A 15,909-nucleotide genomic window follows, 5' to 3' on the forward strand; every position below is an offset into this window, starting at 1 on the left:
ATTAAAAGCTGTGGACTTGGAGATACCTGTGACTTACCAGTCCGTTCATCAGATGAAGTGGCAGCCTAAGACATTAGTGGTGATTCAAGCAGAATTGAAACAGTTAGCACAAAAGTACGTCCCAGAAAAGGATATGGTGAGTGTTCAAAATTTTTTAGAAATTAAATCCTATTACCCGCAAGTTTTAGCCAAACTGACTGCTTCTTCTCAAGAGCAATCTTCACTTGGTTCAGAGGCTACTGAAACGAACTCGACAAAACAAATACAGAAGCTTGTTTTTTTATATGCCGAGAATGTTCGAGGATCGCAAACAATGGGAATGGAATTATTGCGGCAACAAGCGGCGAAACAAGGAGTCGCGATTGAAGTATCTAAAGAGCCACTGGAAACAGTCTTTTTTACCAAGGAGACAACCTACGTAGTGACTCGTGAACTGGCGCAAGCCTATCATTTAGATCTAACGCAACAAAATTTATACGTAGTTACTAGTTTTTTGAATAAGAAAGAGTATCAAGAATGGCTGGAAGGAGGAGCTGATAGATGTTTTTAACGACAAGAGAAACTGTTCTATTAACGGAATTAGTGAATAGTCCTACCCCCGTTTCAGTAAACCGCATGATGAATTTGTTAAAGGTTAGCCGCCGGACGGTATATCGTGAATTAGAAAATTTAGAAACCTCGCTAGCATCGATGGGCGCGACATTGGAAAAAGTAGCTCGTGGGCGCTTTTCGATTCAAGCAGATGAAGCAGCGATGACGGAAATTCAGGCTGCTATTTTAGGAGAAGAGACACAGGAACTTTCTACTTTGGCGCGGCAACATGCGATTTTATTGACATTACTGCAAACAAAAGAGCCAGTCTCTATGCATTATTTTCTGGAAACGTATTGTATTAGTAATACGACTTTTTATGCCGATATTAAACAATTAGAAACACGGATTGCTCGGATTCCGTTGACGATTTCTCGGAATCAAGGTTATGAAGTGACTGGTTCTGAAAAATATCGCCGTCTTCTAATGGCGAATATTCTAAGTATGGAAATTAATGAGTACCAATTTTTTCATTTTACCGAATTAACAACAAACGACCATTTTTTCTTTCAGTTTATTCATGCAGAACATTTAGCATTTGCACAAAAAATTGTTCAGCCAGAAGTAGAAACTTTATTTCCAGCATTAAGTGATCGCAAATTACAACATTTGATTTTAATGTTAACAATTGCGATGGATCGGGTCACTGCAGGTTTTTATTTAGCTGATGAGACCTATACTGGGCAGATGAATAAGGCCTTTCTAAATTGTTCTAAACGACTTTTTTCAAAAGTCGCTGCTGAAACGAAACAACTATACGCTGTCAGTGAGATTGTTTTTTTTGCTAGCTTATTAAGTGATTTTTCTAATTCTTTTGATGAAGATTTTTTTGATGAACATTTTGACACTCAGCTAGCTTATGCAGTGAAACAACTGATTGAAGCAGTAAGTCAAGAAACGGAAGTTAATTTTTTCGAAGATACCAATTTGTATAAAATGTTGTTGACGCATTTATCAGGTGTTTTTTCGCGGGCGGTTTTACAAGAAGAAGATTTAACGAATCCCATTTTAGAACGGATCATGAACCAATATCAAGAAATAGCTGCGGCTTTACGCCAAGCGTTGCCGCAAATTTTTCCGCAAAAGAATCTATCAGAAGAGGAAATTGCCTACATGGTACTTCATTTTGCCAATTCTTTAGAACGGAGTCCCAAAATTATGGAAGTTGATATTGCAGGTTTTTCTCCTAGCGGTTTGGCTTCGACAAGTATGCTGGAAATGCGATTACGGCGCTACTTTCCTTTTATCAATCAGATTCATTTTTTTCGGATTGCGGATTTAGGTAAGGTGAATGTTGAGGAAAACTATGACTTAGTGATTTCCACTTCGTTATTACCAGGATACAATGGTAAATATAAATTGATCTCACCGTTACTTTTAGACGATGAAATCCGCCAATTGAAAGAAGAGTTTAAGCGGATTAGTCACGAAAAACGCTCGCTTAGGAAAGCGCCTGTGAAAAAAATAGGTGGCGAAGAAAGCTACGAAACAGTGGTCGCTTTCATGGAAGAAATTAGTAAACTATTAGAAACATTTTTCATAGCAGATTTAAATAATCAAGCGGATTTAGCAGAAACCGTTCAACAAGCTCTCGCGCAACTTTCCGCAGATTTAATCACCGATAGTGCAATCGTCTGTCAGCAATTGATGAAACGTTACGAGCAAGCGCCTATTGGGATTCCTCAGACGGAAATGGCCTTATTCCATACCTCAAGTACAGCAGTGACACAGCCTGTTTTTTGTATTTTTAATCTGGCCCAGCCACTTATGATTGAAGGTATGGATAAAAAGCCGATGCAGTTACAACGTATGTTACTCATGCTAGCGCCAATGCCGATTGATGAAACAATCGGGAAAATTTTAGGAAAAATCAGTGGTGCGATTATTATGAATGATTTAAATACAGAAATTTTTCATTCAGGAAATGAAGCCATTGTTTATCAGTTGCTTTCGTCATTATTAATTGAAGAAATGAAAGGCTAGGTGTTGAGAGATGTTTGAAATTACAGCGGAGCAAATAATGTTGAATCAATCGTATGCTAGTTGGGAGGAAGCACTTGCAGCTTCTGGTGAATTACTGCTAAAAAATCAGTTGGTCACGCCTGACTATGTCAAAGCAATGTATCAACGTCAACAAAAAGTCAGCGTGTATATCGGTAACTTCGTGGCATTGCCTCATGCGGAAGGACAAGATGAACAAGTTTTAAAAGAAGGGATTTGCTTTATTCAAGTGCCTGATGGGGTCAACTTTGGTACGGAAGCAGATCGAAAAATAGCTACTTTGTTATTTGTCGTTGCTCTAAAAAGTCAACGGCAATTAAGCATGCTTCAAGAATTAGCTTTTTTCTGTTCAGATCTCGAAAACATTCAGCGGCTCAGTGATTGTCAAACAATAGATGAAGCGCAAAAAATTCTGGCTCAAGCCTAAAGTTACGTCTGAAAAAAATCAATTCAATCTGAAATGTTTAAAAATTATTGAAATAATTTTATATTAAAAAATAAAATATTTTTTATTTAAGAGGTTAAACAAAAAAGATAAGAAGTTTCCTTGACAAAAAATAGGCCCTATGATAAATTTAAAGTAACTTGTGACAAAGTCGTGCATGGATGCACTAAAAAGACACCCTATTGCAGTAGGGTGTCTTTTTTTGCTGTTTAGACAGCAGCGGCTGGAAGCAACTTGTTTATTCCTAGTTCTGTTTTTCCAGCCAAATGGTTACAAGTTTCAGGACAATCCCGACAAAAATCGGCACAAGAATTTTTGTGACAATCTCGTACATGTGATGCACCTCCTTTCGAGGCAAGTCGCCAATTTGAGTATAGCATAAAAAGTTGTTCATTTATTATTGAAATTATTATAAATGGAATAAGCACGTGTTTTCTGGTTTTCGTAACTAGAGAACACGTGCTTTTTTCTTTCAACTTTTGGCACAATGGTTTGTGCCAAAGTACGACTTTTTCCAGATTCGGAAAGCGGATACAATTTAGTCAACAAGAAAAGTTACTTGAGAGAAGGGGAATAAATATGGAACAAGTACCAGAAAAAAATAAAGTATCAATTAAAGCAAAAGTCCAAAGACTTGGCAGTACCTTATCTAGCATGGTGATGCCCAATATCGGGGCGTTGATTGCGTGGGGCGTTTTGACAGCGCTATTTATCCCAGATGGATATCTGCCAAATAAAGCCTTTGCCACGATGGTTGGCCCAATGTTGACCTATTTAATTCCATTATTAATTGGCTACACTGGTGGGAAAGTAATTGCAGGTGATCGCGGTGCCGTAGTTGGCGCAATTGCGACAATGGGCGTGATTGTGGGAACCGATATTCCGATGATGCTAGGTGCCATGATTATGGGTCCACTTGGTGGCTTTACAATTAAGAAATTTGATCAGTATTTCCAACATCGGATTAAAGCTGGTTTTGAAATGTTAGTAAACAATTTTTCAGCTGGATTAATTGGTTTTGCGTTAGCTTTACTTGGTTTTTCAGCGATTGGCCCAATTGTCGATGCGCTGACTGCTGCAATGGCACGTGGTGTGGAAATCATTTTAAATGCTCATTTGATTCCATTAACGAGTATTTTTATTGAACCGGCAAAAGTGCTCTTTTTAAACAATGCGATTAATCATGGCATTTTAACACCCTTAGGGACAGAACAAGTCTTATCGGCTGGCAAATCAATTCTTTTCCTATTAGAAGCAAACCCTGGTCCTGGGTTAGGTGTCTTATTAGCATTTATGTTTTTTGGAAAAGGTGCGGCAAAATCTTCTGCGCCGGGAGCAATAATTATTCATTTCCTTGGTGGTATCCACGAAATTTACTTCCCATATGTAATGATGAAACCGTTATTATTCTTATCGGTTATTGCAGGTGGCGCGACAGGTAGTTTGGTTTTCCAAACGTTAGATGCTGGTTTACGTGCGCCCGCTTCCCCAGGCTCCATTATAGCTATTTTAGCAATGACACCAATGGGTTCTTACTTACCAGTTATTTTAGGTGTTTTGGCAGCAACTGCTGTTTCCTTTGCAGTATCCGCAGTCATTTTAAAAGCAGATGCGAAAGAAGAAAGTGATGAATTTGCCCAAAAAGTGAAAGAAACCCAAGCTGCTAAAGCAGTATCAAAAGGATTAACTGTCGCAAATGGTAGTGCTTCATTATCAGGAATTCAACAAATTATTTTTGCTTGTGATGCTGGGATGGGCTCTAGTGCAATGGGTGCGTCTATCTTACGGAAAAAGGTCCAAGAGGCTGGTTTAGTACAAACTGTGACGAATCGGGCTATTAATAATTTGACCGATGAGGGAAATGCATTGATTGTCACACAAGCGGAATTGCAAGAACGGGCCAAACAGAAAGCACCTAATGCAACCTTTGTAGCAGTTGAAAATTTCTTGAACTCACCACGTTATGATGAAATTGTGGCTGAACTATCAGGTACCAAAGAAAAAAACGACGCACAACCAACAGTCTCCAAAGCAACACCTGCTTCTGAAATTGAGGGAGATTTAGCAAATGTCAATGAGATTCTTTTGGTTCACGATGATCGTGTCGGGTCAGCAACGATGGGAATGAAAGTCTTAGAAGAAATTTTAGATAAAGAGAAAATTTCAATGCCGATTCGAAAAATTAATATTAATGAATTAACTCAACAAACACAGGCTTTAATTGTCACAAAAGCTGAACTAACGGAACAAGCCCGTAAAAAAGCACCGAAAGCGACACACTTATCAGTAAAAAGTATGGTTAATCCCCAAAAATATGAAACAGTGGTTTCGCTCTTAAAAGAAAGTGCCTAGAGAGGAAGAAAACAATGGAAAATCTTACGAATATTTCAATTGAATTAAATCAACAGTTTAATACAAAAGAAGAAGCTATTCGCTTTTGCGGCGAAAAACTAGTCGAGGCAGGCTGTGTTGAGCCCGCTTATATCGAAGCAATGATTGAAAGAGACCAATTGCTATCTGTTTATATGGGGAATTTTATTGCCATTCCTCATGGAACAGAAGAAGCCAAAAAATTAGTGAAAAAATCAGGAATCTGTGTAGTGCAAGTCCCAGAGGGCGTTAATTTTGGCACCGAAGAAGATGAAAAAATTGCTACCGTATTATTTGGGATTGCCGGAGTCGGTGAAGAACATTTGCAATTAGTCCAACAAATTGCACTTTATTGTAGTGATATGGATAACGTAGTGCAACTTGCCGATGCATTAAGTAAAGAAGAAATAACAGAAAATTTAGCCATTGCTTAAAGGAGAGAATAAGAATGAACGCAGTACATTTTGGAGCAGGAAATATTGGACGCGGCTTTATCGGCGAAATTTTAGCTAAAAACGGGTTTCATATTACGTTTGTGGATGTTAATGAAACCATCATTCAAGCGTTAAAAGAACGTAAAAGTTATACAATTGAATTGGCCGATGCCTCACATCAACAAATTAACGTTGAAAATGTGACCGGATTAAATAACATGGCAGAACCAGAAAAAGTAGTAGAAGCAATTGCGGAAGCCGATTTAGTCACGACGGCGATTGGTCCCAATATTTTACCAAGAATTGCTGAATTAATTGCCCAAGGAATTGATGCACGTGCCGAAGCAAATTGTCAAAAGCCGCTGGATATTATCGCTTGTGAAAATATGATTGGTGGTTCAACCTTTTTAGCAGAAGAAGTGGCCAAATATTTGAAAAACCCAGCTTATGCTGAACAATGGATTGGTTTTCCTGATGCGGCGGTTGATCGGATTGTTCCATTACAAAAACATGAAGATCCACTTTTTGTTCAAGTTGAGCCTTTTTGTGAATGGGTCATTGATGATACCAACCGAAAAGCCAAAGAGATTCAGTTAGAAGGGGTTCATTACGTTGCTGATTTAGAGCCGTATATTGAACGAAAATTATTTAGTGTAAACACTGGCCATGCTACAGTTGCCTATACAGGGGCGTTGTTAGGCTATCAAACCATTGACGAAGCGATGCAGGACGCCTTAGTGGTAGCACAACTCAAATCAGTTTTGCAGGAAACTGGTAAACTTTTAGTGGCTAAATGGAATTTTGATGAACAAGAACATGCAGCCTATATTGAAAAAATTATTCAACGTTTCCAAAATAAATATATTTCAGATGCTATTACACGTGTAGCACGGACACCAATCAGAAAATTAGGTGCGCAAGAACGGTTTATTCGACCAATCCGTGAATTACAGGAACGCAATCTAGTGTCGCCGCATTTATTAGCAATGATTGGTATTGTCTTTAATTATCATGATCCAGAAGATGAACAAAGCCGTCAATTACAGGAAATGCTTGACCAAGAAAGCGTTGATACAGTGATCGCTGAAGTAACGGGCATTGAAGATCCAGAAACGGTTAAAAATATTAAACAAAACGTAGAACGCTATGCGCGACCACAAGTAGCATAATAACAAAATCCTTCTACCAAGATACTTCACATTTCTTAATTTAAAGGAAAAAAACAACCGCTCGCTGATTAAAGTGAGGGGTTGTTTTTAACATATTGACTAAGTGGTTTTTGATAAAGCTCTCCTTTGAAGGCACCTGTATTGAAGTATTCAGCTAATTGGTAACCAATGAATGGGCCAGTAGTGAGTCCTGATGAACCAAGTCCGCTAGCAACCACAAGGTGGGGCATTTCTGGCAAAGGGCCAAAAAACGGAGCGAAATCAGATGTATAAGCACGTGTACCGACGCGGTAATGCATGGGTTGCTTAAAAAGCTGCTCTGCTTCTTTTAGAAATGGCGCAGTCCCAGAAGTTAGTTGTTGAAAAGCGCTAACAGTCTCTTCTAAATCCCAGGCTTGTTCATTTTCGTGGGTGGCACCTAATAAAATTTTTCCTTGATTAAAAGGAATTAAATCGGCTTCGCCATCTAACATAGCGACAGGCCATTGCTGACTGTTTGTAAAAGGGGTCTCGAAAACTAACAATTGTCCTTTTTGGGGACGAATGTCCACAGATAAATTTAAAGTAGCGAGTAATTCCTTTAAATGAGGACCAGGTGTTAAAGCGAGAAAATCAACGCTCTTTTTTTCTGAATTTGTGACAATTTCCCACCCTTGATTCAGTTGTCGAAAGTGCGCCCGTTGTGAACAAAAAGTGACCCCTTTGGCTTCGGCGCGTTTCTGAAGATGGTTTAGATAAGCTGGTCCATCTAGGCGACCGCCGCCAGAAATAAAAAGTGAGGGAGTTTCCTTAAGTAGCGGTAAGAACTTCGCTGTTTGAACTGCTGACAACATCGTGATTTCTCCAATTTCAGGTGCAGTTTGCTTACGCTTTTCTGCCAAATGGGCTAAGTCTGCCAAAGCGGCTGCCGGGCGCAAAATGACAGTCCCTGATTGACGATAAATATCCTCCGTCAGCTGAAAATCTTTGACTAGCTTTGGAAATAGGGCAGCGCCCTCTCGCGCTAATTGGTACCATTTCTTATTCCGACGTTTGGATAGCCAAGGGGAAATAATCCCGGCGCTCGCTTTAGTCGCTTGGCCGAGCCCTTCATCATAAACGGTAATGTCAAATTTTTGTGGATCTAAATAATTAGCTAACGTCATTCCGATAATGCCGCCGCCAATAATGGCAATTTTTTTCATGCTTCTTCTCTCCTTCGAACAGTTGTATTGTAACACAAAAAAACCGCCTCTAGACAGAGACGATTGGGAGATACCTTGTTAACGGGTCCTTCTGTGTGTGTAAATAGAATTGCCGCCTTCTAAAACGTGAACAATTTCTTGTGCCATTTCTGCCACAGGCACAGGATCATAGCCAATAAATAAGTTCTTTAAAAAGGGGATTTTCTTAAAAAAATAAATACATTTACTAAAAAGTATGGTGCCGGTACGTTCTTGACCTACAAGTAAACTAGGATAAAAAATCACTGCTTCGGCGACTTCTTGGTGGATTAGTTCCTCCGCTGCCAATTTGGCATCCATATATTTTCTCAAAGGGAAAGGAACAGTATTGGCTGAAATAAATAAAAACTTAGCTGGCTTTTTTTGTTGTGCTAAAAAAGAGCTGATTTTTTTCACTGGCGTCAGAATTAGCCGTTGATAGGTTTTCTTTTTTCGTGGATTTTCAAATAAAATACCTACTGTATCAATGACCCAGTCAGCACGCTGGACTTGTTCTTGCCAATTCGTGTCACGAGTAACATCGGAGCATACCCACTGCACTTGGTGGCTCCAAGATGCGGAGAGCGTGGCAGGCTTTCCATGACGAGAAATACTGATGACTTGATGTTGGCGTTGAACTAAAATTTTCGCGATTTGTTGACCTAAAAAACCGCTACCGCCAAAAATAATGACTTTCATGGCAAGCCCTCACTTTCAATTGTTTCTTCTAGTGTACCTTAAATAAAAAAAGAAGCAAAAAATCTCGATTGCGCATAGTTTAGTTATAAATAACATAAAAATAACCTTTTTAGATTGTTGAAACACAAAGACCCAACAATGGTTATTTATTGTCGTGAAATAAATAAAAAAATGAACAAAAATGAAATAAATCAGACTAAAGGCCTAGAGAAATGCCCTTGTTTCTTGAATTCAAGCATGGTTAAATAGTTATAAGTGAACGACCGAGCAATTTAGTTTGTTGGGGAAAATAGACAGAATGAGGAGATGAAACGAAGAAAATGAAGAAGAAAACGATAATTATATTGGGGGCAGTTGCGGTAATTGCGGTTGGGGGCATCGTAACTGTGAATGCGTTAAATAAAAATACACAACAAGTAGCTGTCAAGCAAGCGCCTAAAGATGACTGGGGAATTGACTATTTTGAAGTTCCCGACTTGCAACAAATTTATATTAACGGTGTCATCCAACCAGAACAAATGGAAGCCTTTGCGCGTGATCAAAAAATAACAAAGGATCCAGAGATTAAGGTGAAAAACGGCGATGTCGTAGATGCAGGCACAGAATTATTTACTTATGAAGATGAGGCGGTCACAAAAGAAATTGAGGCACAACAAAATAGCTTAGCCAAATTAGAAACGAAGCGGGCGAATATCTATAATAAGTGGAATCGGGCCATTGATAAATTTAATAAAACTAAAGAAGAAGACCGCACGATGTCTGGTGATGATTTAAATGAACAATATCAAACAGAAGTCGATGCGGTAGATGAAGAGATTACCTTTACCAATGAAACCTTAGCGGATTTAGGAGCGAAGCAATATATTTCCACAAAGGCTAATTTCAAAGGTCGCGTATCAATTCCAGAAGTAAAAGATGCCAATTCACCGATTTTACGGTTAACTTCAGAAGATCTTTATTTAGCTGGAAAAGTGAATGAAAAGGACTTGACTAAAATTAGTGTTGGGCAAAAAGCTAAACTAACTTCTGTTTCCAACAATGTGGTTGTGGATGGCTCAATTTCTTATATCGATGATAATCCTCCTGAAGGCAACAGCGATGCTGCGAGTGGCAATCCAGAGGGCGGCACGACGATGTCTAGTTATAGCGTCAAAATTGCGTTGGCCAATTTAGACAAAGTTAAAAATGGCTATCATATGCAAGCAACCATTGATTTAGGCGATTTAGGGGCGATTGAGTTACCGAAAAAAGCGATTCAAAAAGAGGGTGAACAGGCCTACGTTTTAGTGAATGATTTTGGAACCATCATTCGTCGTGATGTCCAAGTCGGGCAAGAAAATGGCGACAAAATGGCGATTGAATCTGGCTTAGAATCAGCCGACCGAGTGGTTATTTCTTCAAAAAAACCAGTAAAAGTCGGTGATATTGTGGAATCAGATGCAGCGATTGCTTCTGATGAATCAGCAACCAACGAATCAATGACAGATGCGTCGAAATAGGAGGGCTTGATGGTGGAAGCAAACAATACAAATCAACCCCTCATTGAATTGCGGGACATTAACAAGTTCTATCCAGTAGGTAAGGAAAAACTACATGTTTTAAAAGAATTGAACTTGACCATCCATCAAGGAGAGTTCATTTTAATCATGGGGAAGTCCGGTAGCGGTAAGACAACGCTGATGAACATTATTGGTTTCTTGGATCGCTTAACAGACGGAAGCTATCATTTCTCAGGAACAGATGTTTCAAAATTGTCTGAAAATAAAAAATCAGCCTTTCGCAATGAATATCTAGGGTTTATTTTTCAACAATTTTTCTTGATTAATTCCTTAAATGTTAGTCAAAATGTTCAATTGCCCTGTGTTTATGAAGGGAAAAAAAGCCGCGCTGAGAAAAAAGCGATTGCTGAAAAATACCTAAAAATTGTCGGTTTGGAAACAAAAGCCAAATCAAAAGTTACTGAACTTTCTGGAGGACAGCAACAAAGAGTAGCCATTGCTCGTTCCTTGGTGAATGATCCATTATTGATTATGGCTGATGAACCGACTGGGGCATTGGATAGTGAAACGGGTACAGAAATCATGGAATTATTGAAAGAATTGAATGAACAGGGCAAAACAATTGTCATGGTGACACATGATGAAGATATGAAAAAATATGCCTCACGAGTGATTCATATGAAAGATGGTCGCTTTTTGGAAGAAGAGGTGATTAGATGATTGCTAATTTATTTGTTAGTACTTTTTTAAGCTTAAAGGCGCATAAGTTGCGGGTATTTTTGACGATGGTCGGGATTATTATTGGGATTACATCAGTCGTAACGATTTCTGCGCTAGGTGAAGGGATGAAGCGTCAAGTTGTGAAGGCATCCAGTGCAGTGAACGCGGATGTTTTGAAGATTCATTATACAATGTCGGATGGTAGCAGTGACAATTTTATGTCCTATGAAGAGCCAGATTATACGTTTAGCCGAGTGGACTTGAAAAAATTACAAGACATTCAAGGAATTGAAAGTATTTATCCTCAATATGGTGAATCAATGATGGGGGGCGGAGACAATTTGTTTGTACCAATGGATTATTTTGGGGCGCAAGCGAATTTATCCATTACGTCGACTAAAGGGCAGAATGATATTTTATATGGTCGTGATTTTCAACCGAGCGATGCAAATACAGATGCGATTGTCTTAAATCATGATATCTTTGAAGCGCAAATTCGGCTTGATGATCCTAGCCAACTCATTGGAAAAGCTGTTTCAATTGGTGGTTATATGTACAAGGTGATTGGTATTTTAGCACCAAAAGATTTAGATAGTTTGGGTATGAACGATGATTGGGCAACTGCTATGAGCAGTTTTGTTTCTCGAGAATCATACAATAAATTAGCGAAAACAAAAGCAATTAGTGGCATCAATATTAAGGTTCGTGAGGGAGCGGACCGTGAAGCAATTTTAGGACAGGCAATCACTATTTTAAGTGAAAATCATCCTGAAGTGAAAGGAACGTTTAAAGAAAATGACCAAGACCAACAACTCCAACAACAAATGGAAGAAATGGTCACGGGTATGACGATGTTTCTGATGGCAATTACTGCAATCTCCCTATTAGTCGGGGGAATTGGCGTCATGAACATCATGTATGTGTCTGTCACGGAACGGAAACGAGAAATCGGGATTCGCCGGGCCATTGGTGCTAAACCACGAGTCATTTTATTCCAATTTTTAATGGAAGCAGCGTTTATCACATTGATTGGTGGTTTGATTGGTGTCGGCTGCGGCTACTTATTGGCAACTGTGGTCGGTGGGTATATTTCGATTACGCCAATTATTACGCCGTCCATCTTTGCTATTTCAACATTAGTTTCGGTCTTCACAGGTATCTTTTTCGGGATTATTCCAGCAATTGGTGCCTCGAGGATGGATCCGATTAAAGCGATTTATAATTAAAAAGAAGAGCTTGGTAGTCACATCTTTTTTGATGATCCTATCAAGCTCGTTTTTTTATTTCATGTCACTAAGAATTTTCTGAATCAATTCTTGTTGAAACTCTTTGGTATATTGTTCGGTGAGTTTCGCTTGTTCTTCTTGGGACATTGATGGATTCGCCATCATAGCAGCCATCATTTTTTTGCCAACTGTTTCAGTCCCTTCTTTTTTGATATCAGCGGCATGTTGTTCCATATATTCGCCTAATTTTTTGGCTTGATCAGCACTTAAAACTAGCCAGTCACTAGCAACGTTGAAGGTGTTTTCTTGTTTTGCAAATTGGTTATCGTTGTCAGCAAGGCCAAATAGTGTTTTGGCCCAAGACTCTTGATAGGACCATTTCGTCGTTTTTTGGACTAATGTGGCTTTTTGAGCATCTTTTTGAACCGTGTTTGTGACGTTTTCCGTTCCTGTTTTTTGTAGTTTCTTTTTATCTGGTGTGTTATATAAATAAACTTTTTCGGAACCATCGCCCAACGGCTGGTACAATAACATGTTGGGGCCATCTTTGCTTGAACTACTGCTTTTTAGTTCAAACGTTTTGTCCTGAGTAACTTCGGTCATACCAAAATGATCTTTATCGTTTAAAACGATAAGACTTAACGAAGCTAAGAACCCTAAACCAAAAATAACCATACAGAATTTATGCCAGACTTTTCGGCCAAATACATTCGTATAGGCAAAGCCTAACACGCAAAGGATTAAAAGGAAAATAATCATTATTTCATTGCACCTACTTCCTTAACAGGCATCGCTTCTTTTTTATTTAAGAAGAAAGTAATCGCCAAGCCGAGAACGCCAAAGATTGTTGCCACGAAGAAGGCTGCGTGATAACCGTTTAGTGTTGCGTTTGTTGCTTGATCGCGATAAGCGAGTGGGGCTGTTTTTAATAAGTCCGATGCAGGTAAGCCGTCTTTGGTAACATTTGTTAAAACACTAATCAAAACAGCTGTTCCAATTGAGCTGGCTACTTGTCGGAAGGTGTTGTTTACAGCAGTTCCGTGACTTAATAAATTCATTGGTAAAGCATTCATGCCAGAAGTTGTCACAGGCATCATGACCATCGAAATACCAAACATCCGAATCGCATATAGGACAATGATATAAATAATAGGTGTTGCTTTTGTTAAGAAAGCAAACGGTAACGTTGCAGCTGTTAAAATAAACATCCCAGTAATCGCAAGACGACGGGCACCAATTTTATCAAAAATGCGACCAGTTACTGGCATCATAAGTCCCATGACTAACGCTCCTGGTAAAAGCATTAACCCTGAATGGAAGGCAGATTCGCCACGAATATTTTGGATATACAAAGGTAAAACCATTTCGGCGCCAATCATTGCCATGTTGGTTACGCCAGATAAAATGGCCGCAACAGTAAAGACTTTTGATTTAAAAACGCGTAGTTCTAAGAAAGGTTGTTCTAAATGCAATTGTCGATATGTAAAAAGACATAAAACAATCGCACCAACAATTAAGAATCCATAGACTTGCGGGCTACCCCAACCTTTATCACCAACGCTTGAGAAACCGTAAAGTAAGCTACCAAAGCCGAGAGTAGAAAGAATGACCGATAAGACATCGATACTTGGATTAGATAATTGAATGACATTTTTCATTAAAAATGAAGCTAAAATTAGGACTAAAACGACAATTGGAATGACCATCCCAAAAAGGTCACGCCATGTATAAGAATCAATAATCCAACCAGACAATGTTGGACCTAAAGCGGGTGCTAATCCGATAACAATTCCCGTTGTGCCCATGGCAGCGCCACGTTTTTCAGGCGGGAAAATTGAAAGCATAATTGTTTGTAAAAGAGGCATAGATACGCCGACCCCTGCGGCTTGAACAAGACGTCCAGTCAATAACATGCCGAAGTCTTGCGCTACAAAACAGATGATGGTTCCGATTAAGAACGTTGACATCGCTGTTATGTATAATTTTTTTGAACTGAATTTGTTAATCAACCAAGCACTGATGGGAATCATAATGCCGTTCACAAGTAGGAATCCAGTGGTTAGCCACTGTACACTTGAAGCTGAGATATCAAATTCTTTCATTAATGTAGGTAAGGCCGTCGTTAAAAGTGTTTGGTTTAAAATCGTACAAAATGTTCCGATTAGTAAAACGCCGACTAGTAACGACCGGTTATAAGGTTTTCCGTGAATATCCACAGGTTGTTGTGAAGTCACATATATCGCTCCTTTTTCTGTAAGTTTCAAATTAAATTGCATTAACTACTTTACAACTAATTAGAATCTTTGTCAACTTACTTGACAAAGGTGTAAAAAAAACTACAATTAAGGAAAGGATAAGGGAAAGGAAGTTAAACTAATGTGGTCAAAAATGATTCAGCGTTTGTTAAATGAAGAAAATTTGTTGATAGGAATTAGTGAACTAAGTGAAATTGCTGAAGTTTCGCCACGTCAACTTCGTTATTGGGAAGAAAAAGGGTATATTTCTTCCATTGCGAAAGACGCAAACGGTCCACGGAAATATCGGTTACATACAGTCGTCAAAGTGCATTGGATCAAGCGTTTTTTAGATGAAGGATATACGTTACAAAGTGCGGTGGAAAAAGCAGAAGAGCAGCATCGTAATGTGGGGATGACGAAAAAAATCTTTAGTCAAATGTTTCATGGTATCTCAGAAGTTTGTCCCAATTACGTAGCGATTGATTTGGGCGATTTCGATGAAGAACAAAAATTATATGTTGTATTTAATGAAACCACAGAAGTCAGTGAGTATCTTTTAATTCCTAAGGATGCAGATGTTTCTGATGAGTTAAAGAAAAGAAAATAAGAATGAAATAGGACTGGGAGAAAGACCTGAAGTGAAAGTAAAACGTTACTGAATGAATCTTCGAGTTCTTTTTTTCTTGCAATTTCTTTATTTTTCTATATAATTTCTTATATGGAAAAGGAGGGTTTCGATGAAAGAAACAAAACCTTACGGAACAGTCTTGTTAAAAGCGGCTAAAATCATGGACTGTCTAAGTTTACAACCCGATCAAACCTTACAGGAAATTGCAAAGAATACCGAAATGACGGCATCAACGGCAATCAAAATTTTAGAAACCTTAACATTAATTGGCTATGTTCAAAAAGACACGAACAAGACGTACCGCTTAGGAACAAAATTGATTCGCTATGCGAATCAAAGTGTGGAGCAAATCGATTTAGCTGAAATTGCGGTACCTTATTTAGAAAACCTTCAAAATACGGTCGATGAAACCATTCATTTAGGGATTTTAAATAATAATGAAATTCTGTATATCAATAAATTAGAACCGAAAAATCAAACGATTCGCATGTCCTCGAAAGTGGGAATTACTCGACCTTTGTATAATTCGGCCATGGGTAAAGCCGTTTTAGCAGAATTTTCGGAAGAACAAGTGCAACAATATTTAGACACGCAGACATTAATTCCCTATACCGAAAATACGATTACCAATCCCTTGCGTTTGAAAAAAGAATTAAAACAAGTGCAACAAACGGGGGTTGCTTACGAT

Annotated in this window: 15 protein-coding genes and 1 pseudogene; 11 read left to right on the forward strand and 5 right to left on the reverse strand. The window is 38.7% G+C overall.

The window, feature by feature from the left end; translation table 11 throughout:
- The 3 genes and pseudogenes from KQI94_RS12525 to KQI94_RS12535 all read left to right on the forward strand — a co-directional run.
- A pseudogene (locus KQI94_RS12525) lies at positions 1 to 550 on the forward strand (PTS lactose transporter subunit IIBC); the annotation flags it as partial.
- Positions 541 to 2,574 carry a BglG family transcription antiterminator gene (locus KQI94_RS12530; RefSeq protein ID WP_002355275.1) on the forward strand — a complete coding sequence of 678 codons (2,034 nt, stop codon included), beginning with the start codon at positions 541 to 543 and terminating at the stop codon, positions 2,572 to 2,574. The pseudogene KQI94_RS12525 and the gene KQI94_RS12530, both read left to right, overlap by 10 nt.
- Positions 2,575 to 2,584: 10 nt before the next feature.
- Positions 2,585 to 3,019 (forward strand): PTS sugar transporter subunit IIA, encoded by a 435-nt coding sequence (locus KQI94_RS12535; protein WP_002355276.1) that lies wholly within the window; start codon positions 2,585 to 2,587, stop codon positions 3,017 to 3,019.
- 262 nt (positions 3,020 to 3,281) lie between these two features.
- On the opposite strand, the gene KQI94_RS12540 is transcribed toward KQI94_RS12535, so the two are convergent.
- Positions 3,282 to 3,371: a type I toxin-antitoxin system Fst family toxin gene (locus tag KQI94_RS12540; RefSeq protein WP_157808064.1), complete on the reverse strand. Its 90-nt coding sequence runs from the start codon at positions 3,369 to 3,371 to the stop codon at positions 3,282 to 3,284.
- Between the two features lie 245 nt (positions 3,372 to 3,616).
- On the opposite strand from KQI94_RS12540, the gene KQI94_RS12545 reads away from it, so the two are divergent.
- The 3 genes from KQI94_RS12545 to KQI94_RS12555 are packed head-to-tail and all read left to right on the forward strand — an operon-like array spanning position 3,617 to position 7,010.
- On the forward strand, positions 3,617 to 5,389 hold the full coding sequence (locus KQI94_RS12545; protein WP_002389906.1) for a PTS mannitol-specific transporter subunit IIBC: 1,773 nt from the start codon (positions 3,617 to 3,619) through the stop codon (positions 5,387 to 5,389).
- Positions 5,390 to 5,403: 14 nt separating this feature from the next.
- On the forward strand, positions 5,404 to 5,841 hold the full coding sequence (locus KQI94_RS12550; RefSeq protein ID WP_002355279.1) for a PTS sugar transporter subunit IIA: 438 nt from the start codon (positions 5,404 to 5,406) through the stop codon (positions 5,839 to 5,841).
- A 14-nt stretch (positions 5,842 to 5,855) separates the two neighbouring features.
- A complete protein-coding gene (locus KQI94_RS12555) occupies positions 5,856 to 7,010 on the forward strand; it encodes a mannitol-1-phosphate 5-dehydrogenase (protein WP_002386082.1) in 1,155 nt (384 codons plus the stop codon).
- 68 nt (positions 7,011 to 7,078) lie between these two features.
- On the opposite strand, the gene KQI94_RS12560 is transcribed toward KQI94_RS12555, so the two are convergent.
- Entirely contained in the window at positions 7,079 to 8,194 is a 1,116-nt protein-coding gene (locus KQI94_RS12560; protein ID WP_002389908.1) for an FAD-dependent oxidoreductase, read from the reverse strand.
- A gap of 78 nt (positions 8,195 to 8,272) precedes the next feature.
- The gene (locus KQI94_RS12565) at positions 8,273 to 8,911 is read right to left on the reverse strand and encodes an NAD(P)H-binding protein (protein WP_002367885.1); all 639 of its coding nucleotides are present in this window, start codon (positions 8,909 to 8,911) and stop codon (positions 8,273 to 8,275) included.
- Positions 8,912 to 9,231: 320 nt separating this feature from the next.
- Between KQI94_RS12565 and KQI94_RS12570 the strand changes: the two genes are divergently transcribed.
- The 3 genes from KQI94_RS12570 to KQI94_RS12580 are packed head-to-tail and all read left to right on the forward strand — an operon-like array spanning position 9,232 to position 12,356.
- Positions 9,232 to 10,410 (forward strand): RND transporter, encoded by a 1,179-nt coding sequence (locus tag KQI94_RS12570; RefSeq protein WP_002367886.1) that lies wholly within the window; start codon positions 9,232 to 9,234, stop codon positions 10,408 to 10,410.
- A gap of 9 nt (positions 10,411 to 10,419) precedes the next feature.
- Positions 10,420 to 11,130 (forward strand): ABC transporter ATP-binding protein, encoded by a 711-nt coding sequence (locus KQI94_RS12575; protein ID WP_002383683.1) that lies wholly within the window; start codon positions 10,420 to 10,422, stop codon positions 11,128 to 11,130.
- The gene (locus KQI94_RS12580) at positions 11,127 to 12,356 is read left to right on the forward strand and encodes an ABC transporter permease (RefSeq protein WP_002355288.1); all 1,230 of its coding nucleotides are present in this window, start codon (positions 11,127 to 11,129) and stop codon (positions 12,354 to 12,356) included. Before KQI94_RS12575 ends, KQI94_RS12580 begins: the two co-directional genes overlap by 4 nt.
- Before the next feature lie 54 nt (positions 12,357 to 12,410).
- Here KQI94_RS12580 and KQI94_RS12585 read toward each other — a convergent pair whose 3' ends face one another.
- Both KQI94_RS12585 and KQI94_RS12590 read right to left on the reverse strand, forming a co-directional pair.
- Positions 12,411 to 13,115: a DUF4811 domain-containing protein gene (locus tag KQI94_RS12585; RefSeq protein ID WP_002361178.1), complete on the reverse strand. Its 705-nt coding sequence runs from the start codon at positions 13,113 to 13,115 to the stop codon at positions 12,411 to 12,413.
- The gene (locus KQI94_RS12590) at positions 13,115 to 14,632 is read right to left on the reverse strand and encodes an MDR family MFS transporter (RefSeq protein WP_002389910.1); all 1,518 of its coding nucleotides are present in this window, start codon (positions 14,630 to 14,632) and stop codon (positions 13,115 to 13,117) included. The genes KQI94_RS12585 and KQI94_RS12590 overlap by 1 nt, the downstream gene beginning before the upstream one ends.
- Before the next feature lie 100 nt (positions 14,633 to 14,732).
- Here KQI94_RS12590 and KQI94_RS12595 point away from each other — a divergent pair, with 100 nt between their 5' ends.
- Together KQI94_RS12595 and KQI94_RS12600 are read left to right on the forward strand one after the other, a co-directional pair.
- Positions 14,733 to 15,200, forward strand: coding sequence for a MerR family transcriptional regulator (locus KQI94_RS12595; RefSeq protein WP_002383688.1), 468 nt, complete (start codon positions 14,733 to 14,735; stop codon positions 15,198 to 15,200).
- Positions 15,201 to 15,330: 130 nt separating this feature from the next.
- A partial coding sequence (locus tag KQI94_RS12600; RefSeq protein WP_216454462.1) for an IclR family transcriptional regulator occupies positions 15,331 to 15,909 on the forward strand: 579 nt, incomplete at its 3' end.

The sequence above is a fragment of the Enterococcus sp. S183_ASV_20 genome (genome assembly GCF_018919685.1).
GTDB lineage: Bacteria > Bacillota > Bacilli > Lactobacillales > Enterococcaceae > Enterococcus > Enterococcus faecalis.

Bases quoted from the DNA above. Each gene is read 5' to 3' on its own strand.
- KQI94_RS12530 (WP_002355275.1), top strand. From the start codon at position 541: ATGTTTTTAACGACAAGAGAAACTGTTCTATTAACGGAATTAGTGAAT.
- KQI94_RS12535 (WP_002355276.1), top strand. From the start codon at position 2,585: ATGTTTGAAATTACAGCGGAGCAAATAATGTTGAATCAATCGTATGCT.
- KQI94_RS12540 (WP_157808064.1), bottom strand. From the start codon at position 3,371: ATGTACGAGATTGTCACAAAAATTCTTGTGCCGATTTTTGTCGGGATT.
- KQI94_RS12545 (WP_002389906.1), top strand. From the start codon at position 3,617: ATGGAACAAGTACCAGAAAAAAATAAAGTATCAATTAAAGCAAAAGTC.
- KQI94_RS12550 (WP_002355279.1), top strand. From the start codon at position 5,404: ATGGAAAATCTTACGAATATTTCAATTGAATTAAATCAACAGTTTAAT.
- KQI94_RS12555 (WP_002386082.1), top strand. From the start codon at position 5,856: ATGAACGCAGTACATTTTGGAGCAGGAAATATTGGACGCGGCTTTATC.
- KQI94_RS12560 (WP_002389908.1), bottom strand. From the start codon at position 8,194: ATGAAAAAAATTGCCATTATTGGCGGCGGCATTATCGGAATGACGTTA.
- KQI94_RS12565 (WP_002367885.1), bottom strand. From the start codon at position 8,911: ATGAAAGTCATTATTTTTGGCGGTAGCGGTTTTTTAGGTCAACAAATC.
- KQI94_RS12570 (WP_002367886.1), top strand. From the start codon at position 9,232: ATGAAGAAGAAAACGATAATTATATTGGGGGCAGTTGCGGTAATTGCG.
- KQI94_RS12575 (WP_002383683.1), top strand. From the start codon at position 10,420: ATGGTGGAAGCAAACAATACAAATCAACCCCTCATTGAATTGCGGGAC.
- KQI94_RS12580 (WP_002355288.1), top strand. From the start codon at position 11,127: ATGATTGCTAATTTATTTGTTAGTACTTTTTTAAGCTTAAAGGCGCAT.
- KQI94_RS12585 (WP_002361178.1), bottom strand. From the start codon at position 13,115: ATGATTATTTTCCTTTTAATCCTTTGCGTGTTAGGCTTTGCCTATACG.
- KQI94_RS12590 (WP_002389910.1), bottom strand. From the start codon at position 14,632: ATGCAATTTAATTTGAAACTTACAGAAAAAGGAGCGATATATGTGACT.
- KQI94_RS12595 (WP_002383688.1), top strand. From the start codon at position 14,733: ATGTGGTCAAAAATGATTCAGCGTTTGTTAAATGAAGAAAATTTGTTG.